Raw genomic sequence first — 26235 nt, forward strand, 5'->3', positions numbered from 1 at the left:
CGGAACAGTAAATAAATAAATATGCCGTTTTTATTTCACTTTACAGTAACGATTTACAAATTTCATTGCTCAATAAATCAGTTACATTTGAGTACTATTATTCATTAAAAAAAACAACAATGAACCAGGAAAACGAAACAGGCAAAAAGCTGACCACCCGCACCGGTACGCCTGTCCCGGATAATCAAAACATTCAGACTGCAGGAGTTCGCGGGCCTGCATTGTTACAGGATTTTTGGTTTTTGGAAAAGATGGCTCACTTCGACCGCGAAGTAATTCCTGAAAGACGCATGCACGCCAAGGGATCGGGAGCCTTTGGTACATTCACTGTAACCCATGATATAACGAAATACACGATGGCGGATATTTTTTCGGAGATAGGGAAAAAAACCGAAATGTTCGTAAGGTTCTCTACTGTTGCCGGTGAGCGCGGCGCAGCAGATGCTGAGCGCGATATAAGAGGTTTTGCAATGAAGTTTTATACCAAACAGGGCAACTGGGATTTGGTAGGCAACAATACACCCGTGTTTTTCTTTCGTGATCCGATGAAATTCCCAGACCTGAACCACGCAGTGAAGAGAGATCCCAAAACCAACCTAAGAAGCGCCGACAATAACTGGGATTTCTGGACACTTTTGCCGGAAGCGCTGCACCAGGTTACAATTGTTATGAGCGACCGGGGAATTCCTAAATCCTTCCGGCACATGCATGGATTTGGAAGCCACACATTTAGCTTCATCAATTCAAAAAATGAGCGGCATTGGGTAAAGTTTACTTTCAAAACACAACAGGGAATTGAAAACTTAAGCAATGAAGAAGCGGTAAAAATTATCGGTACAGACAGAGAATCTAACCAGAGAGATCTTTTTGAAAATATTGAAAAAGGCAACTTCCCAAAATGGAAAATGTTTGTCCAAATAATGACCGAAGAGCAGGCAAACAATCATACTCAAAATCCCTTCGACCTTACTAAAGTATGGAAACATGGTGATTATCCATTGATACCGGTTGGCGAATTTGAGCTAAACCGTAACCCCGAAAATTATTTTGCGGATGTAGAGCAGGCTGCTTTCAATCCCGCTCACATTGTGCCGGGAATTGGCTTTTCTCCCGATCGGATGTTGCAGGGAAGATTATTCTCTTATGGCGACGCCCAGCGATACCGGCTCGGAGTGAACAGCGCTCAGATACCTGTCAACAGCCCAAAATGTCCTTATCATAGTTTCCATCGCGATGGCGCGATGCGGGTTGATGGCAACTATGGCGCTACTAAACATTATGAACCCAACAGCGTTAATGAATGGCAGGAACAACCTCAATATAAAGAACCGCCACTGGCGCTTCATGGCGATGCAGGCGCCTGGGATCACCGGCCTGATGATGAAGATTATTTTTCTCAGCCCGGCGATCTTTTCCGCCTCATGACGGATGAAAAAAAAGAATTATTGTTTAAAAATACAGCAGCAGAATTGGGGCGTGCCCAAAAGTTCATCCAGGTGCGCCACATACGAAATTGCTCCAAAGCAGATCCTGCTTATGGCGAAGGAGTTGCAAAAGCTTTGAAGCTGACAATGGAAGACGTGAACACTTTTAAATTATAAATTTTCTTCCTTAAGCAAACCTTTGCTCTTAAACAGGGCAAAGGTTTTTTATTTAAATGTCCCTTATTTGAACACAAAACATGTTCAGACATTCCTTCAATATACGGGCGACCAAATGCTCAAAATAAAAATTGGGAGCATTTGTCTACCTGCCGTCAGGCAGGTTTGTTTACTGCCAGGGTTAAATATTCAAATTGCCATTTCTTAACATCGATCTGAATTAAAGTAAAAAACTATCAAAAACATAGCTGAAGATTATCCGGAAGCAGGCATTATTATTGGAAAGTGAAAAGGGTAACTACAGAATAGCTTCATAATGAAACAAAAAATAATTTATACAATTGGCCACTCCACTCATACGCTTGAAGAATTTATAGCGATGCTGAAATCATTCAATATAGAGTTGTTGGCCGATATCAGAAGCTTTCCGGGATCGAGGAAATTTCCTCATTTCAATAAAGAAAATCTTCCGGCATCGTTGGCTGAAAATAATATAGAATACATCCATTTAAAAAATCTTGGGGGACGGAGAAAAGTAAATCCTGAGTCATGCAATACAGGATGGCGCGTGGCTGCATTCAGGGGTTATGCAGATTACATGGAAACAGAAAATTTTGAAAAAGCCATTAAGGAACTGGAGCAAATTGCTTCAGAAAAGCGGGTAGCCTACATGTGCGCCGAAGCGGTTTGGTGGCGTTGTCACCGGTCGTTGGTGTCTGATTATCTAAAACACAATGGATGGACAGTGCTGCATATAATGGGCGTGAACAAAAGTACAGAGCATCCCTATACCGCGCCGGCAAAGATTATGAATGGTAAATTAAATTACAGCAAGGAGTAAGATTGCTACAAAAAAACCGGAATTTCCCTGAAAAGGCAATGGAATAAACTTACTATCTTTAATTGTATTATGGATTGACTTTTATTATTTATCCGGTAAATCAATTCAACATGAAACTCATTTTATTTTCCTTAGCCAGTGCATTAATTTTTTGGGGTTGTAATTCCAAAAATCAATCAGCCCACGAAGTCACACATGATTCAGCAATGAATCACTCAAATCACGAGATGCCTTCACCAGCCCAAACAGAAAACTTATCTTATAAGCCGGATGCGCCCAATGCTGCCATTCAAATTAAGCTTGCCACATTGGCTGCACCACCGGAAATGAGAGACAGCGCAACCGTGCTTGGCTACGATGCAAACAAGGAACTTGTTATCTTAAGAAAAGGAACGAATGATATGATTTGCATTGGCAGTAAACCCGGCGATACTGCCTTTTCAGTTGCATGTTATAAAAAAGATCTCGAACCCCTGATGGCGAGTGGCCGGGCGCTGAGAAAGGAAGGTGTAAAAGGCAAAGAATTATTCGATGATCGCGCCAAAGAAGTTAAAGAAGGAAAATTAAAAATGCCCGACGGCCCTTCTACTTTATATGTATATTCTGCTGCTTCAAAAGATGTAAACCGAGCTACAGGCGAAGTGAAAAACGGATACCTGCGCTATGTGATTTATATTCCATTCGCTACAGCCGAATCAACAGGCTTGCCAACAAAACCATCTGCGCCCGGCATGCCGTGGATAATGGATCCGGGGACTTATAGGTCGCACGTGATGATTAATCCCTAAAGGATAATTCATAAAATAGTTTTTTTCATTTTTTGTTTGTTTACTACAATTGTTTTGAATGGCCCGTGCAATTTTACGAGCCATTTTTTATTTTCAAATCTGAAAAAATTTTATTTATGCAAAAAAATCGTACAAATTATTTGGAATGACATCTTTGCACGAATCGAATTAATTTCGCAAACATGAGCCAGGCCGATACGCATATTTTATTAGTGAACTGTCCCGATGAAAGCGGATTAATTTTCAGAGTTTCCAATGTGGTTTATGAGCATAAGCTCAATATTGTAAGCAACGGCGAATTTGTAGAGAGAAAATTCAACCAGTTTTTTATGCGTACTGAATTTTCCGGCGTGGTGAATGAAGCTGTTTTTTTATCGGAAGTGAAAGGCGTGCTTCCAAAAGAAGCCGAAGTAAGGCTTACGGCCAATACAAAGAAAAATATTGTAATCCTTGCTACCAAAGAACATCATTGCCTCAGCGATTTGTTGCTGAGAAATAAATTTGATGAAGGCAATTTTAATATCCTGGCGGTTATCAGCAATTACGAATACCTGCACGAGCTCACTTCAAAATTTGACATCCCCTATTTCTATATTAGCCATTCAGAAAAAACAAGGGAAGATCATGAGCAGGAAATCCTGAGCCTGCTTCACCAGTTGAATCCGGATTTTCTTGTATTGGCAAAATATATGCGCATCCTTTCTCCTTCGTTTGCACAATCTTACAATAACCGCATTATTAATATTCACCATTCTTTTCTACCCGCATTCGCCGGAGCCAAACCCTATCAAAAAGCTTATGAACGTGGCGTGAAAATTATTGGCGCTACCGCACATTTCGTAAATGAATTACTTGATGAAGGGCCAATCATCGCTCAAAATGTGATCCCGGTGAATCATACGCTTGACGCCAGGCAGATGGCCAGTGCAGGCAGAGACATCGAAAAAAACGTGCTTGCGAATGCGTTGGAATTAGTGTGCAACGAAAAGGTTTTTGTGTTTAAAAATAAGACGATTGTTTTTTCCTGATAAGAACACTTGGCCAAATTGAAAATATTTTCTAATTATTACCGTAAAAAACGGAGTATCTTAAACTATTGTCATGATTATACAAATCACTGAAAATATAAACCTGGAACTGACTTCTGAAAAGCATGCTGAATCAATGTTCCAGGCGATTAACACCAACCGGGAACACTTGTCCCGTTTTTTGCCATGGGTTGAAAACATGAAAAGCATCACTAACGTGAAGGAGTATATAAAAAATAGCATCGCTCAAACCGAAGAGAAAAAAGAAGTTACCTTTTTATTCGTTTCAGAAAAATTAGTAATAGGAAGAATAGGCATACATAATATCAATTTTCAAAATAAAAATGCTTCCATTGGCTATTGGCTGATAAAAGAAGCGGAAGGCAAAGGAATTATTTCAAAAGCCACCCGCAGCCTGATTACCTATGCATTTCAAACTTTGGAACTGAACAGGATAGAGATAAGGGCAGCGACAGATAATCAAAGAAGCCGGTCTATCCCTGAAAGATTAGGCATGCTAAAAGAAGGCACCCTTCGTGAAGCCGAGCTGGTAAACGGGAAATTCCTGGACCTTGAAGTATATTCTGTATTAAGCAAAGAATGGCTACCCGGCAACAAATAATGATTTTTAAAAGAATCCAAAAATTTTAAAATCCTTAATTTTATAAAGCCCTTCACCCAAACCATTTCAGCATGAAAAATCGAAACTCGGTACAAGCTAAGCTATTTAGAAATTTTTTTCTAATTCTCTTTTTTGCCTCAACCGGTTGCGCTGCACAACCAAGATTATTGGCTCTTTCAAAATCGGATCATACATTAGCTATTGTCGATCCAGGCACCAACAGTGTGCTGGCGCGTGTTCCGGTGGGTAATGACCCTCATGAAGTGATTGCTGCTGCAGATGGAAAAACAGCTTATGTTTCGAGTTATGGTGGAGGCAGCTTTCATGAACTGGATATTATTGATCTTGTTTCAATGAAACCGCTTAAAACAATCGATACAAGGCCTTTGTTCGGCCCGCATGGATTGGCTTTTGCAGACAGCGAGATCTGGTTTACTGCTGAAGGTTCCAAAGCGGTTGGCTGCTATAATCCCTCAAGCGGTAAAGTTGAATGGAGCATGGGCACCGGCCAGAACAGAACTCACATGATTTACGTGGACAAGAATGCCGATAACATTTATACTTCAAACGTTTCATCAGGAACCGTAAGCATCCTGGCAAAAACGACCTCAGGACAAAGGGAAAATTGGGAACAAACCGTTATTCCTTTATCAAACGGCGTTGAGGGATTTGATGTGTCGCCAACCACTCACGAATTATGGGCCGTTGCAAGTGACAACGGAAAGATTTATATTCTTAACCTTAGAACAAAAAAAGTTATTGAAACTATTGATGCAAAAATTGAGGGCGCAAACCGGCTACAATTTACGCCTGATAGTAAAAGAGTGCTTGTCACAAGCCTTCGGGCAGGCGCCGTATTTATTTATGATGCACAAACCCGAAAAGAAATTGCACAGGTTAAAGTGGGGACCGGCGCAGCAGGAATTATGGTCACTTCCGACGGGTCAAAAGCGTATATAGCGTGCTCGCCGGATAATTATATAGCTGTAATTGATTTAAAAACGCTGAAAGTGATTAATCATATTGATGTTGGTAAAAATCCGGACGGGCTTGCCTGGGCGGATATCAGTCAATAACTGCAACAGGAATTAATCCTATTTATGGCTTTACTCATTCACAAAATAAAACCATGGCCTACAACACGAATTTGGCAGAAAGGGTAAGAAAGTATCTAGCAAAATCAACAAGCTTAATTATTCAGGAAAAGAAAATGTTCAGCGGCTTGGCATTCATCGTTAACGGCAAGATGTGCATCAATATTAGCAACGAAAAACTCATGTGCAGGTTTGATCCTGGCAGGGAGAATGAGGTAGCTGATAAACCAGGCTATGAGCCCCTGATAATGAAAGGCAGGCAATTGACAGGATATTGTTATGTAAACAGCGCAGGTTATTCATCCCAAAAGGATTTAGAGTTTTGGGTTGATCTTTGCCTGATGTTTAATGACAAGGCAAAAGCTTCCAAAAAGAAAAAATCATAACCGACAGGAAACGATTTAAAAAAAGGAATGATTTGTTAATCAGGAAACCGTTTCTACCAACAATCTTTCACACGCCACATTACTCAAAGTTTCGGATGGCCTTTTTGCATAGCTTATCACCATTGATTTGTCAAACGGCTCTATGGATTTTATTTTAATTTTCAATCCCAATCTCATTTCGCGCGCAGTAAGAAATTTTAAAAATTCCGTAGATGTATTTATGACTGCCGCCAGCTTTACTATTTGGCCAGGCCTGCAATCGCTCAACTTACTATATTCCTTCCAAGCCATTTTCCCTTCCCTGTCGGGGATTGGTGAGCCGTGAGGATCTAATTTTGGAAAGCCCAGCATCTCATCCATCTTTTCAAAAAATACAGGCGAATGGAGGTGTTCAATTTGTTCAGCAATGTCATGCACATCTTCCCAACCCAGCTTCATCTTATCAACAAGAAACATTTCGGTAAGCCTGTGTTTACGAATGATAAGCCCCGCTTCTCTTTTTCCTTTTTCAGTAAGACGCAGCGGCTTATAACTCTCATAATGAACCAGCTTCTTTTTCGCCAGCTTTTTTACCATGCTCGTCACGGTGGGCATCTTTAAATCAAGGCTTTTTGATAAATCAGCCACATTCACCTCACCATCTTTATTGGCGATATTAAACAGCGCTTTCAGATAATTTTCTTCCGTCAATGAGTTCATAAGGCAAAACTAACAATTATTATCAATTATCTAAATATTAAGTTAGTTAATAAAATAAATTTCATTAGATTAGTCTAACTTTATACTTTTGAGATAGAAATTCTAAATGTGCAAATAAAAGTTTAAAAGAGGCTTTGTAAGTATGAAAAATTATGATTCGCATTCCCTGCATGAAGTTCACGCAACAGTAGCAACACAAAAAAAAGGATGGAGAGGCATATTAGCGTTTATTGGCCCGGCGTACCTGGTAAGCGTTGGATATATGGATCCGGGCAACTGGGCAACTGATATCGCTGGTGGTTCGGCATTTGGTTACAAGCTAATCTGGGTGCTTCTTATGTCAAACCTGATTGCGGTTCTTTTGCAATCATTAAGCGCAAGATTAGGAATTGTAAGAGGTATGGACCTGGCGCAGGCATCAAAAAATGCTTACCCGCGGTGGGCAAATATTCCACTGTATATTCTTGCTGAAATTGCCATTGCCGCGTGCGACCTCGCAGAAATTGTGGGCATGGCCATCGGCCTGAACTTATTATTTGGCCTGCCATTAATTTGGGGAATCTGTCTTACCGCGCTGGACACTTTGCTGCTACTGCTTTTGCTGCATAAAGGAATGCGCGTATTGGAAGCTTTTATTATTTCGCTGGTGGCCATTATCGGCATCTCATTTTTAATTGAGATGTTTATCGTGGCGCCAGTTTACACCGATGTATTAAGCGGATTTATGCCTGGCAAATTGGAAGGAGAATCCTTGTACATTGCCATTGGAATTATTGGGGCTACGGTGATGCCCCATAATCTGTACTTACATTCTTCGCTTGTGCAAACGCGGAAATTTGAACATACTTCGGCAGGAATGAAAAAAGCCATTCGATTTAATTTATTGGATACCGTTATCGCGCTCAACCTTGCTTTTTTCGTAAATGCTGCAATTCTGGTTTTGGCAGCCGCAGCCTTTTATGTAAATGGCTATTTTCATATTGCTGAAATCCAGGACGCGTCAGTATTGCTTGAACAATTATTTGGCAAAACCGCCCCTGCATTTTTCGCTATCGCTCTTATTGCAGCGGGTCAGAGCTCAACTGTGACAGGGACATTGGCGGGGCAGATTGTAATGGAAGGGCATTTAAACATCAGGATACGGCCCTGGCTCAGAAGGTTAATAACAAGACTTCTTGCAATAATTCCAGCGTTGTTTACCATACTTTATTTTGGGTCTGACGCACTTGGTGATCTGCTTGTTTTAAGCCAGGTAGTTTTGAGTTTGCAATTAGGCTTTGCTGTTATCCCGCTGATACATTTCAATTCAGACAAAAAATTCATGAAAGAATTTACTATTAAAGCCTGGGTGAAAATATTAGCATGGCTGAGCGCGGCGATAATTGTTTATCTCAATATCCGGTTGGTAATCCAGGAAATTGAAACATGGATAACAAATGCTGCAGGAAATTCCGTGATGATATATTCAATTGTTATTCCTATTGCAATAGCCTGCATGCTATTATTGATTTACGTTTTCGCACATCCGTTCATTTTGAGAATGTCAAGGATTTCGAGGATCGTGAAGGAGCGGAAACAGGTGCCACATGGAATTGCAGAAATTATTACTGAGGGCGCAGTCATTAAATATAATCATATTGGGATAGCTATTGACTTTACGGGGAAGGATGAAAAAATTATTCAAAACGCGTTGATGATTGGAGGTAAATCTGCAAGCTATACTTTTATTCATGTGGTTGAAAGCGCCGCCGCCCGCTATCTTGGCAAAAATGCCCACGATTACGAAACCGAATCCGACAAAAAAAATCTTGAAAAATATCAGCAGAGATTAACTCAAATGAATTATAAAGCCCAGGCTCAAATCGGATTTGGAACGCCCGCTTTGGAAATGTCAAAAATAATAATGAATGAAAATATTGATTTGCTGGTAATGGGCGCCCATGGCCATCGCGGATTTAAAGATCTTATCCTGGGAACTACAGTAGATGCCTTAAGGCATAAAATCAAAATTCCGATTTTGATAGTTAATTAATTCTTGTCAAATGCCAGTTAAACAATGATAATAAAAATCGTTGTCATTACCTGCCTGTAGACAAGACAGGATTATTTGCTATCAACTGAAAAAGCAACTCCACATCCGGATCAACGATTATCTGCGTTGGTTCAAAATTTAATGAAAATTTTTTTTGAGTACTCCTGTCGCTTACTTTAATTGCTTTTGTAACTGTATTTTTCTCATCAGAAAAGCGCACGGACAAAGGAAATTCGAATAAATTATTTTGGGCTTGCGTAATTTTTATTTCCACCTCTTTATGAAACTTATTATAATTCCAGTTGATTTTCAATTCCGGCTGGCCCGGCTCATATAGCCATTGCCTGAAGAACGTTTCAAGGTTTTGATGAGTAACTTCTTCAAATATTTTTCTCAAATCTGCGGAGGATGCGTTGGCTCCGCCGTAGGTTTTATAATAAAGCCTGATAGCTTTCCAGAATAAACTGTCACCTGTCTTCCTTCTCAACATGTGAAGCACCCACGCGCCTTTTTGATAACTATTATCATTGAGCAAATTCATCAGGTGATGACTTTCGGAAGTATCTACCACAGGTGTAGTATGTTCTTTTGAATAATCTATGATTTCATTCCTTTGCTTACGCAGTAAATTTTTTAATGAATCTTTTCCATACTTATCTTCCACGTAAAGATTAGCCATGTAAGTAGCAAATCCTTCACTTAGCCATACATGCGGCCAGTCAATTTCGGTTATATAATCTCCAAACCATTGATGAGCTATTTCATGTGCCATCAGGCTTTCAAGGTTTTTTGAATTTATCGATTTTTCAAAATAAAAAATACAGCCTGCGTTTTCCATGCCTCCGAAAATCGTAGTGGATTGCACGTTTGCCAACTTTTCAAACGGATACGGCCCGATATGATTTATATACCATTGCAAAATACCGGCAGCAATTGAGTACCGCGCAAATCCGCTATCACGGTCATTTGGATAAACCCATGCAGAAACAGGTATACAATCCACTTGTGCAAAATTATTTACCGCAAATTCTGCCACGCCAATCACCATCACCTTTACAGGCAAAGGTGCTGTTTCTCTCCAATGCGTTAATTTAAGCTGATTAGGAAGATTGGTTTCTTCAATCTTTTTCCCATTTGAAATTACCTGGTAATGGCCGGGAGCCGTCACATAAAAATCAACCGATGCCTTATCCGAAAGATGATCGTTGCACGGAATCCAGTTGTGCGCGCAGTTTGGCCAATTGTCGCCAAAAAAAGTGCGCGCTCCGTATCTATTGTTACTTATCACTAATCCATCCGCAGGAATTCCCTGGTATGTGATTGTATAAATATTTTTATTTCCAGCCACACCCTTGTCTTTTATCACCAGGTGATCCGTATCCTGCATAAAACCCAATTCAATTCCATCTTTACTTACAGAGTTTACTGTCATCCCCTTGCCATCGCTTTTCTTTTTTACGAAATCAAAAATTACCGCATTCACAGGTTTTACAAAAGCTGTGGTGATAACAGCTTTGCCTTGCACTATGTTATTACTATCATTCAGGCGGATGTAAAAACCATAATGCTGCACATCGAGGCCATTGGTGGGCATTTGGGCAAAAAGAGATGTAGTGATAAGCCCGGAAATGAGTAATAAAATTATTTTCTTCATCGGTGAGGCAAAAATAAATCGTAGAAGATAGTGAAAGAAGACAAATAAAATTCACGATACATTTATTTGATTCCAATCAAAACAATAACCCAGCGCTTTTGTAAGCGCAGACGTAAACGAAACCTGCAATCATTGTATTCTTCCGAAAAAATGCGATACAAAAAGCCAGTGGCTTAAGGCCTCTATTTTTTGACCGCCTTTTTCGCCGGTTTAGCTGCCGGCTTGCGTGCCGGGCTTGCTTTTTTATTTGCCTGCGACACTGCTTTTTTCAGTGGGCTTTTGGCGGCAGTTGCTGTTTTCTTTGGCGAAGCGACTATTTTTTTATCAGCCTTTCCCTTCGCCATTTTGGTGGTATTTGAAGAATTAGTCTTTTTGGAAACTTTTTTCACAGCCGTGTTTACCTTTTTGATTTCGGGCGCTGTAGCCTCGTGTATTTTTGATTTGACTGCCTCGATTGCATTGGAAGCCATGTCTGTAATCTGTTCTTTCTTCACTGCAATTTCGCCGGCAACGGTACCGATTTTTTCCGCGATTTTATTCAGCGCCGATTTGACTTTTGGAGAAGCTGTTTTTTTTGAGCTTGATTTTTTAGCAGGCATATTTAACGGGTTTAGAAAGTAAATTTAATTAAAGAATTTACATATTAAATAAGATGACCTATTTTTTAATTAATATGCCAGGAACAGTAAACGGATAAATATTAGCTATTTTTATTTGGATGCAAATCTGCTGAACTTGAATTGAAAATAATGAGTTGAATTTGCCACAAAGACACGAAGACACTGTGTTTTACAAAGAATCCTCAGAAACAAATTACATGTAGCATTCTCTTCGTGACTTTGTGCCTTTGATATTTTCCAACTTAGCAAATTCTTATTACTTCAGCTCTCTTTCGTCAACGCCTGACTTCGTAATCTTAACCGGAAGAATACTTCCCTCTTTATCAAAATACATTCTGTCAATGCACACCACGCGATGGTTTCCATCTGTTTCACCCAGTGGGCGACGGTGATACACGATATACCAATCGTCAGTTCCGGGTATATTGATCACAGAATGATGGCCTGCGCCCGTAGCAACAGTGGAGTCTTGTTGTAATATTTTTCCGGCTCTGTTGAAAGGGCCAAACGGAGAATCGCCTACTGCGTAAGCCACACTATAATCAGGCCCTGTCCACCCACCTTCTGACCACATGAAATAATACTTGTGGTTGCGCACAAACATGTAAGAACCTTCCACGTATTTATCGGGTGTGATTTCTTTGAAAAGCGTTCCATCTGCAAAAGGAATAAAACCGGTGAAATCACTGTTCAATTTGCCAATGTTGCAATGCCGCCAGCCGCCGTAAATTAAGTAGTATTGACCGTCTGTATCTTTAAAAACATAAGGATCAATTGGCTGGGCGCCATTATAAAATTTATTTATCAGGGGCTTCCCCAAATAATCTACAAAAGGGCCTTCAGGGCTATCAGAAACTGCAATGCCCATTCCGCCGGGTTGTTGGTCATTTTGAATGTCATTGGCACCAAAAAATAAATAATATTTTCCGTCTTTTTCAGTGATAGAAGGAGCCCAAACCGCGTACGCCGCCCATTTTACATCTTTTATATCCAGAATGTGGGAATGTTTTGTCCAGTGCACCAAATCTTTTGAAGAAAATGCGTCTAAAAAAGTTTGTCTTTTATAGCCGGCGCTAATCGTATTGCTTTGAATTTCCTTTTGATAATCAGAAAGGGGCGTCCTGCCAGATGGCACATCTTTGTAATCGTCTGAATAAGTAGGATAAATCCAATAAGTATGGTTAAAGATGTGCGCTTCAGGGTCGGCATACCATCCGGGAAAAATGGGATTTCCGGATTTTACTTTCTCTTTGTTTTTTTGTGAAAAGGAAACCAAACCGGAAAGTATAAAAAAGAAGGTTAGAATAAATTTTGAAATCTTCATAGCGTTGGGTTTAAAATAAAAAACCGGCAATGCAAACTACCGGTTTTTTGATAATAATAAAATTGAAATTATTTTGACTGCACCAATTTAGCCTTAGGCGCTTTCTTTTTAGTTTCATTCTTAATTCTTGCGGTTCCCAAAGGCTTATCTTTTGCAAATTCAATCAGGATGGGCGCTGCAACAAAAATAGAAGAGTAAGTTCCGGTTACCACACCAATCAGCATCGCAAAAGAGAATCCGCGCGTTACTTCGCCACCAAATATAAACAACGCGAGCAATGTAATAAACACTGTAACAGAAGTCATTATCGTTCTACTCAAAGTGTCATTAATAGCGCGGTTGATAATGGATTCTTTTGAAGCGCCCGGCATGTTATGGCTGTCTTCACGAATCCTGTCAAATACGATAACCGTATCGTTCATCGAGAAGCCGACCACCGTCAGAATTGCCGCGATAAAGTGCTGATCAATCTGTAAAGGGAAAGGCACAATATTTTTGAAGAAGGAGAACACGGCCAGTGCCACAAATACATCATGAAGTAAAGAGATAATGGTTCCTACAGAATATCTCCAGTCGCGGAAGCGAAGGAAGATGTAAACAATGATGGCGATAATGGCAAAGATTACCGCTTTTATTGCTCCTCTTTCCAGGTCTTTTGAAATTACCGGCTGTACCAATTGCCGCGCCTGGATATAATTTTTGGAAAACTCTGCCTCTGTAAGGTCTGAAGGAAGCTGTGACTTCAGTCCCTGAAACAGTCTTGCCTGCACTGCACTGTCGGCATTATTTTCGCCTTTCAGATAAGACGTTGTGATTTCAAGGTGCCTGTTATCGCCTACCGTTTTTATCACAGGATAATCCCCCTCAAACGCTGTGTGTAAAGGTTTTTCAATAGCTGAGCGATCTACATTATGATCAAACTGAACGGTATAGCTTCTTCCTCCTTTAAATTCAACGCCTTTTTCAAACCCGTTGAAGAAGGAGCCAACACCAAATATTAAAACGAATATCGAAATTATGTAAGCTACCTTACGGTATTCGATGAATTTGTAACTCGCGTGTTGAAAAATTTTCTTTGAAAAGCTGGTGAAATATTTAAAATGCCTTTCTTTATTCATATATACATCGGTCACCAGTCTTGAAATGAGGATTCCGCAGAATAATGACAGCGAAATACCCAGCATTTGCGTGGTAGCAAATCCAAGAACAGGTCCTAACCCAAAATAGAACAGGATTGCCGCAGTTAAAAACACCGTAACGTGGGCGTCAATTACGGGTGCATAAGAACGTACATACCCATCCCTTACTGCAATCGGGTGACTTTTGCCCCGGGCAAGTTCTTCCTTTATTCTTTCAAAAATAATTACGTTGGTATCCACAGCCATACCGATAGTAAGCACGAGGCCTGCAATACCGGCGGCCGTTAAGGTAGCGCCTAAAGCGCTCAAAATGCCCACCGTGAAAAGAAGGTTTAATATCAGCGCAATGTTGGCAATCCATCCGGCTGTGTTATAGTAAATCAACATTAAAATGAAGATTACAATGAAGGCAATTACAAAAGCGAGCATACCACCATGTACTGCGGCTTCACCAAGAGTAGGCCCTACAATTTGCTCCTGCACGATTTTAGCGGGCGCATCAATTTTACCAATCCTCAAAATGCTGGCTAAGTCTTGCGCCTGCTGAACGGTAAAGTTTCCGCTGATTTCAGAATTACCTCCTTCTATCGGCCCATTTACATTGGGTGCGCTATATACTATATCATCCAGCACAATGGCAATTGGCCTGTTCACATTATCGGCTGTCATTTTTGCCCAGGTGCGGCTTCCGGTCGGCGTCATCGTCATTTTGATTGCCGGACGCCCGTGTTCGTCATAATCTGAACGGGAATCTTCTACGCCCTCTCCTTCCAGCCTGGCCCTGTCGGTACCCGGAATGGTTTTGATGGCATACAATTCAAAATAGCGCTGGCCGGTTTTATCGTTTTTCTGCTCAAGGCCGTAGAGGAATTTTATGTTTGGCGGAAAATTATTTTTCACCACATCCATCGAAAGATATTTGTTGGCAAGAGCGGTGTCTTTTGCTTCAACGGTGGCAATGGAAGAATAATATTGCGGCCTGCCATCGCTGCCTTGTTGAGGGGGAATAAAATGAATGACGCTTCCGAGAGGATGCTCATTTGCCATCAGTTTCGCAGAATCGGCTGCCAGCTCTGCTGCAGACTGCGCGGTATCGCTAATTCCGGCGAGGTAATCAGCAAGCGCTTTATCTGCGTCATCAATATTTTTGCCTATTTCCCCTATATTATATACTTCCCAGAATTGAAGATGAGCAGATGCCTGTAACAGGCTCCTCACCCTTTCCGCATCCTGAACTCCGGCAAGTTCTACATTGATAATTCCCTTGTTTACATCAAGATTGATAGAGGGAGAAGCCACCCCAAACTGGTCGATACGTTTTAGCAGTACCTTGTAAGTCTGGTTAATAGCGGTTTTGGCTGTTGCTTCTAATTGATCGATGACAGATTGATCGTTGTCTGTAATTTTAATTGTTTTTCCTGCACCCGCAAAAACCGAAGCAAGGTTTGTGTTCGGATTTTTTTGCTTAAATGCATCCGCAAACAATAAAATAAAATCCTTATCACTGTTGGTTTTTTGCGCGTTGGCAGTGGCAAGGGCTTCTAACAGGCGGGGATCTTTTGGATTGTTGCTTAACGACTTTAGCAATCCATCGAGGCTCACATTCAACGTTACCGCCATACCACCCTGCAGGTCAAGGCCCAGACTTAATTCATTTTCTTTTGACTTCTGATAAGTAGTTCCAAGCAGGGGATAAATTTTATCGTCCCTGGTGCTGTCGAGGTAATGGTGAAAAGTCTTTTGAACAAGTTCAGCTTTTGCATCGCCGCTGATTCCCGGATGGCTCCGGGTAACAAATTGTATGGCTTTCGCCTTCATTTTATTCTCATGACTATTGACCACCCAGGTAAAGGAAAGTTGATACAGGGATATGAGAATAAGAGTGATGGCAAAAAACCACACCAAACCTTTCAGTTTCATAAATGATTCTATTTTTGAAGGTCGCAAAGATAGTGGTTTGACAGCAAAAATTTAACGGATATTATGCCCAATTTAACAGAGTATAAAAAAAGCATCTGACTGCTTGATTTTAAAGGCTTTTCAAAATCAATTTTATTTCAAAAAATATATTTTGAAAAGAAAACTTTTCAAACAAGCCGTTGCTTTTTCAATAACTTGCATAACCAATAAATAAAAATTTATGAAAATCAGATTTTATAGCTGTCTGGTTTTAGCAACTTTCCTTGTTGCTCATTGTGTTGCCCAACCCACTTATCATGTCGAGAAAAAATATTCCATCAAAAGTTCAGGCGGATGGGATTATATCGCGATCAATAACAGCAAAGTGTATGTTGCTCACGGATCGCAGGTAAATATCCTGGATGAAAAAACCGGTGACTCTATTGGCATTATTGAGGGAACAACAGGAGTGCATGGAATCGCATTCGATAATGACTTGCACCGCGGATATACCAGTAATGGAAGATTGAATAATGTTTTTGTTTTTGACCTCACCACTAATAAAGTACTGGATAAAATTGCCACGGGAGAAAATCCGGATGCAATTAGTTATGAAACTTTTTCAAAAAAAATAATCACCTGCAATGGCAGAACTAAATCTCTTTCTGTAATTGATCCTGAAAAAAATTCGGTAATAGCAACAATAGAGCTTGGCGGAAAACCAGAAGAAGCTGTAAGCGATGGAAAGGGAAAATTGTTCGTAAATCTTGAAGACCAAAACGAGATAGCCGAAGTGGATCTGAAAAATTACAAAGTGATGAGCCGCTGGCCCATTGCGCCGGGCGAATCCGCAACAGGATTGGCTTTGGATAAAAAAACAAACAGGCTTTTTGCAGGCTGCGACAATAAAATGCTTATCGTTGCTGATGCCACCAATGGAAAAGTGATTGATTCGGTTCGTATTGGCGATGGTTGCGATGGAGTAGTTTTTGATCCAAAAAATGACTTGATTTTTGCCTCCTGCGGCGAAGGCGTTCTGACAGTTATCAAAGAAAAAGATGCCAATCATTTTGAGGTGGCACAAACAGTTCCGACACAAACAACAGCAAGAACTATTGCGCTTGATCCTCTAGATAACACCTTGTTTTTACCTGCTGCAACTTTAGCTCCTGCAGATCCAAAAGCTACTTCGGGCCGTCGCAGTTTTGTTCCGGGAAGTTTTAATGTATTGGTAGTGAAAGAATAAATATTGCGAAATAATTTTCTGCCCGCAATAATTGATTGAAAAAGTGACGATGCAGGGAATTTAAATGCTCAGCTAATCCAGTAACTCTTTCAATTTTGCTACAAGCTTTTCTCCAAAAATATTTTTAGCCACAATAATGCCTTCCTTGTCCACCAGCACATTTGAAGGAATAGCCTTAATTCCATATTCTTCAGACGTTGCGTTTTGCCAGCCTTTCAGGTCTGAAACCTGGTTCCAGTCAAGATGGTCGTCAGCGATGGCTTTTTCCCACCTGTCTTTTTTAGTATCGTACGAAACACCCAAAATGGTAAAACCTTTATCTTTAAATTGGTTATATGCGGCCACCACATTCGGATTTTCTCTTCGGCAAGGTCCACACCAGCTTGCCCAAAAATCAATTAAAACAAATTTTCCTTTTAGCGAGGAAAGGCTAAGCTGGCTGCTATCAGGGGTAAATTGATTTATGGCGGGAGCAGGCTTGCCGATGGCTACTTTTTCATAAGTGTCCACCATTTTTTTAATTTGTTTTCCTTTAGTTGAATTTTGGATAGAAGGGTCCAGCGCTTGATACAAAGGCCTTACTTCATCAGCCTCAGCATAATAGGAGAAATTTTCAAGAATGGCCATCGCTCCCCGCATAGATTTTGGATAGTCTTTTACAAAGGAAGCCACCACTTTCCGCTTAGCGTCCAGTATCTGAAGATCCACCTGGTCGAGGCTGTCCATTACTTTACGGTTTTTAGCTTTATATGCCTCTTCATAAATTCTACTATTGTTAGCTTCCCATTCCGCAACCGGCTTCATCCTTTCTTTTAAAAGCTTGTCGTCTGAATTCACTTCAGAGCCTTTCACCCTTAACAGTTTCAGAGAATCGCCACGGCCAAGAATTTCCATTTGAGCCGGTTCAATATAAAAAGTGAAATAATCGTTGCGCCTTTCAGGCAATGTCAGCGTGGCAAAGTAAGGTGAAGATATAAATCCTGTGAACCGGAATTTTCCATCGTCGATCGCTGCAGAATCTTTAAACGTTTCATTGTTTTTATAAATATTCAGGAAAATCGTTCCTTTTTTAATTTTTTCAAGATGGCCATTGATAACAAATGCAGAATCCTGCGCCATCAAATTTGAAGTGAAGAAAAAAAGCGCAGAAATAATCACAATAATTTTTCTCATCAAAATAATTTGGCCAAAGTTAAGCGTATTTGAAAAAAAACTTTATGCGCAAACGTAACTGAATTGTGAAAATAAGAACTCGTATTTTTTATTCATTTACTGGCAAGCAGGGTGTTTTATTGTAATAGTTTTTAATTCAACAGTAAAAGGATAAAAAACCTGTTTTTTATTTCGATGCAATTTCATGCACCGAATCATGTTGTAAAAAAAGATAAATCGGCTGGAAGCGATGGTATTTTTTTATCTTTTTATCTTCAGAAAGATACCAATCATCTATGGTTAGCCAAAATCAAAAAAACTATACTTACTTTTAAAAACCCATTCTAATCTAATAAATGTCTGATGAAAAAAAAGCCATCTATTCCCTTATTTCTTTCAATTTTCTGTTACCTGATCATAACCAATGCAAACGCGCAAAGCCCCGCAGCCAGGCAAATACGCTTGTCTGATTTTGATATGCAATCTTCGGCCGTTGTTGCCGAAGATGGAAAGGAACTCTCCGATCCGGATTACCATTCAAATCTGTATTGGTTTCCGGTAAAAGTGCCCTCAACGGTTTTGACCGGTTTGGTAAAAAACAAAGTGTATCCTGATCCATATACCGGCATGAATAATATGCTTATTCCGGATGCCTCAGATTCATTCAACCATGAATACAACCTGGCTCAGTATAGTTTTCTTCCTCATGAACCCAATCCCTGGAAAAAGCCATATTGGTATCGCACTACATTTGAGGTTCCTTCCGGCGACCAGGGAAAGCACTTTCAACTTATTTTTAAAGGCATTAATTACAGAGCCGAAGTTTGGGTAAATGGAATTCGCATTGCTGATTCCAGCCAGATGGTGGGTATGTTCGCGCAATATTCTTTAGATGTAAGCACGGCAATTTTGCCCGGAAAAACGAATGGTCTTGCTGTTAAAATTTATCCGCTGGATTATCCCGGCCTGCCCGCAACACCTCAATTGAAAACGCTCGGGGATTTTTTTGCAAACGGAGGCCCCACGGGTGATATCGGAAAAAATGTTACGATGCTTTGCTCGGTGGGCTGGGATTGGATGCCCGCGGTTCGCGACAGAAATATGGGAATCTGGCAGCCTATTTATCTCCGAACTTCAGGAAACGTGGTGATTGAAAATCCACAGATTAAAACTGTATTTCCCGGTGGATATGACACGACCGTTGCGCAGATTTCTTTAAATCTTTCTTTAAACAATTTTACGCCGGTTACCCAAACAGGCACTTTAAAAATTACCATTAGCCCTGAAAATTTTGAAGGTAAGCCGTTTACTGTGCATCAAAGATTAACTGTGAAAGGCAACAGCTCCGGGGTCTTCAGCTTGTCATCGCGTAATTTCACGCAGTTTACTATTAATAATCCACATGTGTGGTGGCCTAACGGTCACGGTTATGCGAATTTGTATCGCATGCGCTTGCAATTTGATGATGGCAAAAAAATTACGGACGACACCTCGGTTGTTTTTGGCATCCGGACAGTGTCTTCAAAAGTGGAAATGGTAAACGGATGGGCCAGGAGAGATTTTTATGTGAATGGCCGGCGTGTCCATCTTACAGGCGGCGCGTGGGTCCCGGATATGATGCTGAATCGCGATTCAACGAGGTATGATTATGAATTGCATTTGTGTAAAAATTCAAATATTAATCTTGTGCGGATATGGGGCGGAGGTGTTGCGCCCCCGGATATGTTTTTTGATGCCGCTGACAGGTATGGATTATTGATATGGCAGGACTTCTGGATTACCGGTGATACGCAGGGTGAATTTAAAGGCTCACCCGATTGGCCTTTGCAGGGAAATGTTTTTATCAATAATATGGTAAGCACTATTTACCGGATCAGAAACCATCCAAGCCTGCTGGTATGGACGGGTGGAAACGAAGGCCACGCCCGTAAAGAATTATACGATGCCATGAGGGAAAATGTTGCTGCGCTTGATGGAACACGACCCTTCATACCAAGTTCATCAGGATTTGCCAAACTACCTGGCGGCTGGAAAGGATCGTGGCCGGACGACGGGCCTTCAGGCGTTTACAGCGGAGGCCCTTACTCATGGCAGGATGCTGCACATTATTATGAATTGGTGAACAGGGGCAGAGATTGGCTTTTTAAAGATGAGACAGGAATTCCTTCACAGCCGCCTTATGAAACATTGCCGCGAATTATAAACAACCTTGTTCCGGATTCATCATTACCGTTTCCCCTGAACAATACATGGGGATACCATGATGCCTGTGTAGGCAACGGGCACTATGATACTTATTACGATGCAATGGCAGCACGCTATGGAGCGCCGGTTAGCATTAAAGATTTTTCTGACAAAATGCAATTGGTAAACGCTAACGGCTATCGTGGAATATTTGAAGCGGCGGGCCACAAGCTCAACGAAACCGGCGGCGTAATGTTGTGGAAATTAAATGCTGCCTTTCCGAGTGTTATCTGGCAGGTGTACGATTGGTACCTGAATCCCAACGCCGGCTACTATTTTATGCAAAGGGCCTGTGAGCCGGTACATATTCAATTAAACCTGGACGATTCCACAGTGGCAATTGTCAATCGTTCCTACAAAAGTGAAAGCAATCTTTCTGCTGAAATAAAAGTGTTTGATCTGCAAAGCAAATTAATATTCAGCCAGGAAAAACTCATCAATGTAAAGGCAAGTGATATTTCACCCTCTATTTCTTTATCAGAAGTTTTGTCTAAGGAAGAGGGAATTTCATTTGTTGTTTTGGTTCTGAAAAACGCAGCCGGAAAAGTTATTTCTCATAATACTTATTGGTTTTCTCCGGATCATGATTTTAAGAATCTGAAAAATTTAAGTGCTTCAAACATGAGTATGAAAATCATCAAAAAAGAAAAAACGAAAAGGACTACTTCTTACGTATTTGAATTTGCAAACAACACCCAAAAAATCGCATTCTTCATTAATCCGCAAATCATTGTTGATGGGAAAGAAGTACTTCCCAGCTTTTGGTCTGACAATTATTTTTCGTTATCTCCCAATGAAGCCACAACTATCAGGGTGAGCATTCCTGCTGAAATGATAAAAGGGGCAAACCCGCAATTGGCGCTCAGCGCGTGGAATATAGAAAAGAAAATTTTTGATGTAAACTGATTAGGTATAAAATCATTTTACTCGCCTCTTTCGTTGAGAGGCAAATGCCTCATATTGCTCTCGTCGCCGGAAGGCGCTGGAGCAGCAAATTCTTCTATCACGGATTGTTTTTCTTTCACTTTATCCTCACTTCTTTTTTTTCCCGTAACCATAAGTCCAATCATCATAAACAAGGCAGTTAAAATTATCACCTGGATAACCAGCGATTTATTTACCAGCGGAAAAGCCATGGCAGCAGGGATTCCAAAAAATAAAAGAATGGTTACAAGGCCACGAGGAGCCACAAACAATAGGGGAAAAAACGGTATGCGTGCTATCAAAAGAACTATTGCCCGGACAACCACGATTGCGCCAAAAATCAGAAGGGCAGAATTGAAAGTGCTTTCATTAAGAATTTCCTTCGTTTCGAAGGAATAGCCAAACAAGGTGAAAAAAAATGTGCGAATCAGAAAAGCGCCTTCCATTACGATTTCGCTAAAGGTGGACACTTCCTTTTTAAATTTATAAGGATTAAGCTTGTTAATCCACGTTAAGTTTTTCATACCATCAATATTGCTGAGAAACAAACCAAAGAACAAAATAAATATGAGGGCCGGAAGATGAAAAACTTCTGAAACAGCATAAATCAAAATCAAAAGAATAATTATGGGCGCATGCTTAATTGGGTGATCAATTTTGCGCAATAAAAAAGATAACACCAGGGTAGCTATGAAAGATACGACGCAGATGATGAGTACCTGCGTGCCAAAGTGAATAAAAGATTGGCCTGTTACAATATCATTTTCGATGGCAAAGTTAAAAAAAACGACACCCATGATATCTGACAAGCTGCTTTCATACACCACAAATTCTTTGTTGGTTAATGAAAGATTTTTTGAGCTGGATATGGCTACGGAGCTGCTTATAACTGAAATGGGAATAGCATTAATTAACGCCTGGCGCATTGGCACATCACCATAATAATGAAAAGCATAGGAAATAAGGAATGATAATAGTATGATAGAACCGAACGAGCTGAAAAAGGATTTTTTTATCAGACTGAATTTCGAGCGGTTGATCTCCAGCTCCAATGCGCCTTCCAGCACAATTAGAATCAAACCCAGCGTTCCAAGAATTGGCAGCAGCCTTGAAAGATCAGGTACGGTAATTGAAAAAAAATTTGTTATTTCCCTTACGCCCCATCCTAAAATCAGCAAAAGAATCACTGAAGGTATCTTAGTGCGGGCAGATGACAAATCAAATAAATAGCCAATCAAAAGCAGGACACATATTATTATGATTATGGTCATTGTCATAAATAATGAATTTCAGATGAGACAATTCTGTCCAGCTTTTTTCCCGGGGTTATCCTGCAATATAGAATGATTTTTTTTAGCGAACCTTTCTATGGTGGTTTTTTAGGGGATTGCAACACAGGAAATCACCATATTTATTCGTTTACTATAAATCTCAACAGATCGCCATACATCCGTTTTTTGATGAAGATGTAAAAAACTAAGTTATTAAAATCCCTGAAAGCTAATTAAGCGAATCTTTAAAATGTGATGGATTCTTGTGTGCGATAAATACATCGCACAACAATATTTATATAACTAATGAGTTATATAGTTAATTCCTGCGTTTTATAATCCAAATTCATGCAAAAAACAGTATTATTCGCATTTCTACTCCTTTCATTACAGTCAAAATCTCAATCAGCTGTTACCCCGGCTACCTTCAACCTGGGAGGCGGTACCGCAAAGCTCAATTCTTCATTCATGGTTGACTGGAGCATTGGCGAATCTACTGTTATCGAAACTTTCCAGGGCGAAAATGCTTATTCCAATTTAATTGTAGGAAAAAAATGGTATGTAACCAGCGGGGTTCTTCAGCCATTCGATAAAAATCATATCCTGTTTAATTCTGCGATCCCTATGTGGACCATCCAGGAAATTCGCGTTTATCCCGTGCCCACGCCGGATATTGTTTATATAGATTTCAGATCCACCACCACCGGTAAAGTATCCGTACAACTATTAACTCTTGAAGGAAAAGTCCTCGGCGTAAAAGAATTTTCCCAGGTAAATGGCACAAGTACTGTCTCCTGGAATCTCAAAAATTTATCATCCGGAAGTTATCTCTTAAGAATATTATTAAGGTCAGACGAGGGAAAGATATTGAAACAGGGAACTTTTAAATTCGAAAAAATCCAATAACTATATATGAAGAGAGCGTTATTATTTGTTGTAGCCATATTGTTTATAACAGCAGCACAGGCACAGGTGCCCCAGCAACTAAATTACCAGGGCGTTGCCCGTAATGCGTCCGGCGCACCTATTACCTATCAAAATATTACGGTCAGAATTTCTTTGATTGACAGCGCCGCAGGCGGGCAGGTAGCTTATCGTGAAACAAGAAGAGTGATGACCAATTATGTGGGGCTGTTCAATATACTTATTGGAAGCAAAGGCGCTACCAACGTGATGGGAACCATGCAGGATGTGAACTGGTCAACCGGTCAAAAATATATTAAGCTTGAAATAGATCCTAACGGGTTAAGCAATTTTAGCCTTGCCGGCATCACGCAATTGCAAAGTGTTCCTTATGCATTAAGCGCTACCCCTTCGGGTTATGCCGGCGGTGATTTAACAGGGATGTATCCTAATCCCCGAATTGCTAACAATGCCATTACCAACAGTAAGATAGAAGATGGAAGTATCAGCCTGTCAAAATTATCGCAGCCTGTAGTAACCACTCTCACCAATAAACTGAATGTTTCAGACACTGCCGCGATGCTGGCCCCTTACGAAACTAAAACCGGTATAACCAATTCAATCGCGGGCAAAGTAAATGTGTCAGACACTGCGGCGATGTTAAGTCCTTATTACAAGTCTGCAGCAGCAATGGCGGACATTGCATCAATTAATACCAATGTAAATAACGAAATAACAAGAGCCGCAAATGCCGAAAATGTTTTGACTAACAAGCTTGCAGCAGAAACCACTAACCGCACTGATGCAGATGCAACGATCACCAATAATTTGAATGAAGAAATTACCAATCGCACTGCCAGTGAAGCAACAATTAATGCCAATTTAAATTCTGAAACAGCAAGGGCAACAAATGCGGAAAATAATTTATCAGCTACTAAAGAAGATGTTGCCAATAAAAGCACAGACATTGCTGCTGACGCCACTTCTGATACAAAATATCCAACTGTAAAATCAGTTAAAACTTATGTAGATGCGGCTTCATCAGGAAGTTCTGCTGCGCTGGCTTCTGAAATTACCAATCGCATCAATGCAGATGACAGTATTAAAAACAATTTGGCTTCTGAAGTAACCAGAGCTAACAGTTCAGAAAATATATTAACAACCAATCTTTCCGCCGAAGTAACTAACCGTATCAATGCAGATGACAGTATCAAAAATAATCTTGCTTCTGAAACAGCAAGGGCTAAAGCCGCAGAGGCTACTAAAGAAGATGTTGCTAACAAATCAACAGCAACTTCTCTTGGAACAAGTGACGTTTTATTTCCCACACAGAATGCAGTAAAGACTTATGTAGATGCAGCTTCATCAGGAAGTTCCACTGCCCTGGCTTCTGAAATTACTAACCGTATTAATGCAGATGACAGTATTAAAAACAATCTGACTTCTGAAGTGACCAGGGCTATCGGTTCAGAAAATACTTTAACAACCAATCTTGCTGCTGAAGTAATTGATCGCACAAATGCAGATGACAGTATCAAAAATAATCTTGCTTCTGAAACAACAAGAGCTACAGCGGCAGAGGCTGCCAAAGAAGATGCTGCCAACAAATCAACAGCAACTTCTCTTGGAACAAGTGACGTTTTATTTCCCACACAGAATGCAGTAAAGACTTATGTAGATGCGGCTTCATCAGGAAGTTCTGCTGCGCTGGCTTCTGAAATTACTAACCGTATCAATGCGGATGATAGTATTAAAAGCAATCTGGCTTCTGAAGTGACCAGGGCTATCGGTTCAGAAAATACTTTAACAACCAATCTTGCTGCTGAAGTAACTAACCGTATCAATGCAGATGACAGTATTAAAAACAATCTGGCTGCTGAAACAGCAAGAGCTACAGCAGCAGAGGCTACCAAAGAAGATAATGCTAATAAGAGCATCAATATTATTACCGATGCTTCTTCTGACACAAAATATCCGAGTGTAAAATCAGTTAAAACTTATGTGGATGCGGCTTCATCAGGAAGTTCCACCGCGCTGGCTTCTGAAATTACTAACCGTATCAATGCAGATGACAGTATTAAAAGCAATCTGGCTTCTGAAGTGACCAGGGCTATCGGTTCAGAAAATACTTTAACAAACAATCTTGCTGCTGAAGTAACTAACCGTATCAATGCAGATGATAGTATCAAAAATAATCTTGCTACTGAAACAACAAGAGCTACAGCGGCAGAGGCTACCAAAGAAGATGCTGCCAATAAATCAACAGCAACTTCTCTTGGAACAAGTGACGTTTTATTTCCCACACAGAATGCGGTAAAGACTTATGTAGATGCAGTTTCATCAGGAAGTTCTACTGCCCTGGCTTCTGAAATTACTAACCGTATCAATGCAGATGACAGCATTAAAAACAATCTGGCTTCTGAAATAACCAGGGCAACCAGTTCAGAAAATATATTAACAACCAATCTTTCTGCCGAAGTAACTGATCGCATCAATACGAATGATAGTATTAAAAATATACTCACTTCAGAAATTACAAGAGCAACAACCGTAGAAACATTATTAGGAACAACCAAAGTAAATATTTCCGACACCGCTTCCATGCTGAGTTCCTATGCAAGAACGCAGCGCATGATTGATTCTTTGAGCCTGGTTGGAAGCAGGTTGAATTTAAAATTAAATATTGCTGACACCACTGCTATGCTGAGTCCTTATGCAAATACATCGGCAGTAAATAACTCGATAGCAACTAAAGTAAATATTTCCGA

19 protein-coding genes are annotated in these 26235 nt (G+C 40.4%); 12 read left to right on the forward strand and 7 right to left on the reverse strand.

Annotated elements, in window-relative coordinates; all coding sequences use genetic code 11:
* Positions 1–119: 119 nt before the first annotated feature.
* The 7 genes from EFY79_RS17940 (at position 120) to EFY79_RS17970 (ending at position 6360) form a co-directional block, all read left to right on the forward strand.
* Positions 120–1601, forward strand: coding sequence for a catalase (locus EFY79_RS17940; protein ID WP_123122141.1), 1482 nt, complete (start codon positions 120–122; stop codon positions 1599–1601).
* A 316-nt stretch (positions 1602–1917) separates the two neighbouring features.
* Positions 1918–2442, forward strand: a complete 525-nt coding sequence (locus tag EFY79_RS17945; protein ID WP_123122114.1) for a DUF488 domain-containing protein — start codon at positions 1918–1920, stop codon at positions 2440–2442.
* Between the two features lie 110 nt (positions 2443–2552).
* Positions 2553–3230, forward strand: coding sequence for a hypothetical protein (locus EFY79_RS17950; RefSeq protein ID WP_123122115.1), 678 nt, complete (start codon positions 2553–2555; stop codon positions 3228–3230).
* 182 nt (positions 3231–3412) lie between these two features.
* The gene (gene purU, locus EFY79_RS17955; RefSeq protein ID WP_123122116.1) at positions 3413–4258 is read left to right on the forward strand and encodes a formyltetrahydrofolate deformylase; all 846 of its coding nucleotides are present in this window, start codon (positions 3413–3415) and stop codon (positions 4256–4258) included.
* Positions 4259–4331: 73 nt separating this feature from the next.
* Complete coding sequence (locus tag EFY79_RS17960) at positions 4332–4880, forward strand: GNAT family N-acetyltransferase (protein ID WP_123122117.1); 549 nt, start codon at positions 4332–4334, stop codon at positions 4878–4880.
* Between the two features lie 71 nt (positions 4881–4951).
* Positions 4952–5956, forward strand: coding sequence for a YncE family protein (locus EFY79_RS17965; protein ID WP_123122118.1), 1005 nt, complete (start codon positions 4952–4954; stop codon positions 5954–5956).
* Between the two features lie 53 nt (positions 5957–6009).
* Positions 6010–6360: a TfoX/Sxy family protein gene (locus EFY79_RS17970; protein ID WP_123122119.1), complete on the forward strand. Its 351-nt coding sequence runs from the start codon at positions 6010–6012 to the stop codon at positions 6358–6360.
* Between the two features lie 39 nt (positions 6361–6399).
* Here EFY79_RS17970 and EFY79_RS17975 read toward each other — a convergent pair whose 3' ends face one another.
* Complete coding sequence (locus EFY79_RS17975) at positions 6400–7059, reverse strand: metal-dependent transcriptional regulator (protein ID WP_123122120.1); 660 nt, start codon at positions 7057–7059, stop codon at positions 6400–6402.
* Positions 7060–7201: 142 nt separating this feature from the next.
* Here EFY79_RS17975 and EFY79_RS17980 point away from each other — a divergent pair, with 142 nt between their 5' ends.
* Positions 7202–9091: an Nramp family divalent metal transporter gene (locus tag EFY79_RS17980; protein ID WP_123122121.1), complete on the forward strand. Its 1890-nt coding sequence runs from the start codon at positions 7202–7204 to the stop codon at positions 9089–9091.
* A gap of 46 nt (positions 9092–9137) precedes the next feature.
* On the opposite strand, the gene EFY79_RS17985 is transcribed toward EFY79_RS17980, so the two are convergent.
* The 4 genes from EFY79_RS17985 to secDF form a co-directional block, all read right to left on the reverse strand.
* Positions 9138–10745 (reverse strand): M1 family metallopeptidase, encoded by a 1608-nt coding sequence (locus EFY79_RS17985; protein ID WP_123122122.1) that lies wholly within the window; start codon positions 10743–10745, stop codon positions 9138–9140.
* A gap of 182 nt (positions 10746–10927) precedes the next feature.
* Positions 10928–11344, reverse strand: a complete 417-nt coding sequence (locus tag EFY79_RS17990) for a hypothetical protein (protein ID WP_123122123.1) — start codon at positions 11342–11344, stop codon at positions 10928–10930.
* Positions 11345–11621: 277 nt separating this feature from the next.
* Positions 11622–12689, reverse strand: a complete 1068-nt coding sequence (locus EFY79_RS17995) for a glycoside hydrolase family 43 protein (protein ID WP_123122124.1) — start codon at positions 12687–12689, stop codon at positions 11622–11624.
* 68 nt (positions 12690–12757) lie between these two features.
* A complete protein-coding gene (secDF, locus tag EFY79_RS18000) occupies positions 12758–15748 on the reverse strand; it encodes a protein translocase subunit SecDF (protein ID WP_123122125.1) in 2991 nt (996 codons plus the stop codon).
* A gap of 220 nt (positions 15749–15968) precedes the next feature.
* Between secDF and EFY79_RS18005 the strand changes: the two genes are divergently transcribed.
* Entirely contained in the window at positions 15969–16973 is a 1005-nt protein-coding gene (locus tag EFY79_RS18005; RefSeq protein WP_123122126.1) for a YncE family protein, read from the forward strand.
* 72 nt (positions 16974–17045) lie between these two features.
* Here EFY79_RS18005 and EFY79_RS18010 read toward each other — a convergent pair whose 3' ends face one another.
* Positions 17046–18146: a TlpA disulfide reductase family protein gene (locus tag EFY79_RS18010; protein ID WP_123122127.1), complete on the reverse strand. Its 1101-nt coding sequence runs from the start codon at positions 18144–18146 to the stop codon at positions 17046–17048.
* A gap of 342 nt (positions 18147–18488) precedes the next feature.
* Between EFY79_RS18010 and EFY79_RS18015 the strand changes: the two genes are divergently transcribed.
* The gene (locus EFY79_RS18015) at positions 18489–21275 is read left to right on the forward strand and encodes a glycoside hydrolase family 2 protein (RefSeq protein WP_123122128.1); all 2787 of its coding nucleotides are present in this window, start codon (positions 18489–18491) and stop codon (positions 21273–21275) included.
* A gap of 17 nt (positions 21276–21292) precedes the next feature.
* On the opposite strand, the gene EFY79_RS18020 is transcribed toward EFY79_RS18015, so the two are convergent.
* Positions 21293–22564 (reverse strand): cation:proton antiporter, encoded by a 1272-nt coding sequence (locus EFY79_RS18020; protein ID WP_199727574.1) that lies wholly within the window; start codon positions 22562–22564, stop codon positions 21293–21295.
* Between the two features lie 348 nt (positions 22565–22912).
* Between EFY79_RS18020 and EFY79_RS18025 the strand changes: the two genes are divergently transcribed.
* Positions 22913–23470 carry a T9SS type A sorting domain-containing protein gene (locus tag EFY79_RS18025; RefSeq protein WP_123122129.1) on the forward strand — a complete coding sequence of 186 codons (558 nt, stop codon included), beginning with the start codon at positions 22913–22915 and terminating at the stop codon, positions 23468–23470.
* Between the two features lie 6 nt (positions 23471–23476).
* On the forward strand, positions 23477–26235 hold a 2759-nt coding region (locus tag EFY79_RS18030; protein WP_199727575.1), incomplete at its 3' end, for a hypothetical protein.

The organism is Hanamia caeni, from assembly GCF_003721595.1.
Classification (GTDB): Bacteria; Bacteroidota; Bacteroidia; order Chitinophagales; family Chitinophagaceae; genus Ginsengibacter; species Ginsengibacter caeni.

Excerpts from the sequence above, each read along its gene's own strand:
- EFY79_RS18025 (WP_123122129.1), top strand. The coding sequence starts at position 22,913 with ATGCAAAAAACAGTATTATTCGCATTTCTACTCCTTTCATTACAGTCA.
- EFY79_RS17945 (WP_123122114.1), top strand. The coding sequence starts at position 1,918 with ATGAAACAAAAAATAATTTATACAATTGGCCACTCCACTCATACGCTT.
- purU (WP_123122116.1), top strand. The coding sequence starts at position 3,413 with ATGAGCCAGGCCGATACGCATATTTTATTAGTGAACTGTCCCGATGAA.
- EFY79_RS17985 (WP_123122122.1), bottom strand. The coding sequence starts at position 10,745 with ATGAAGAAAATAATTTTATTACTCATTTCCGGGCTTATCACTACATCT.
- EFY79_RS18015 (WP_123122128.1), top strand. The coding sequence starts at position 18,489 with ATGAAAAAAAAGCCATCTATTCCCTTATTTCTTTCAATTTTCTGTTAC.
- EFY79_RS18005 (WP_123122126.1), top strand. The coding sequence starts at position 15,969 with ATGAAAATCAGATTTTATAGCTGTCTGGTTTTAGCAACTTTCCTTGTT.
- EFY79_RS17970 (WP_123122119.1), top strand. The coding sequence starts at position 6,010 with ATGGCCTACAACACGAATTTGGCAGAAAGGGTAAGAAAGTATCTAGCA.
- EFY79_RS17940 (WP_123122141.1), top strand. The coding sequence starts at position 120 with ATGAACCAGGAAAACGAAACAGGCAAAAAGCTGACCACCCGCACCGGT.
- EFY79_RS17980 (WP_123122121.1), top strand. The coding sequence starts at position 7,202 with ATGAAAAATTATGATTCGCATTCCCTGCATGAAGTTCACGCAACAGTA.
- EFY79_RS17995 (WP_123122124.1), bottom strand. The coding sequence starts at position 12,689 with ATGAAGATTTCAAAATTTATTCTAACCTTCTTTTTTATACTTTCCGGT.
- EFY79_RS17950 (WP_123122115.1), top strand. The coding sequence starts at position 2,553 with ATGAAACTCATTTTATTTTCCTTAGCCAGTGCATTAATTTTTTGGGGT.
- EFY79_RS18010 (WP_123122127.1), bottom strand. The coding sequence starts at position 18,146 with ATGAGAAAAATTATTGTGATTATTTCTGCGCTTTTTTTCTTCACTTCA.
- EFY79_RS18020 (WP_199727574.1), bottom strand. The coding sequence starts at position 22,564 with ATGACCATAATCATAATAATATGTGTCCTGCTTTTGATTGGCTATTTA.
- EFY79_RS17960 (WP_123122117.1), top strand. The coding sequence starts at position 4,332 with ATGATTATACAAATCACTGAAAATATAAACCTGGAACTGACTTCTGAA.
- EFY79_RS17975 (WP_123122120.1), bottom strand. The coding sequence starts at position 7,059 with ATGAACTCATTGACGGAAGAAAATTATCTGAAAGCGCTGTTTAATATC.
- secDF (WP_123122125.1), bottom strand. The coding sequence starts at position 15,748 with ATGAAACTGAAAGGTTTGGTGTGGTTTTTTGCCATCACTCTTATTCTC.
- EFY79_RS17965 (WP_123122118.1), top strand. The coding sequence starts at position 4,952 with ATGAAAAATCGAAACTCGGTACAAGCTAAGCTATTTAGAAATTTTTTT.
- EFY79_RS17990 (WP_123122123.1), bottom strand. The coding sequence starts at position 11,344 with ATGCCTGCTAAAAAATCAAGCTCAAAAAAAACAGCTTCTCCAAAAGTC.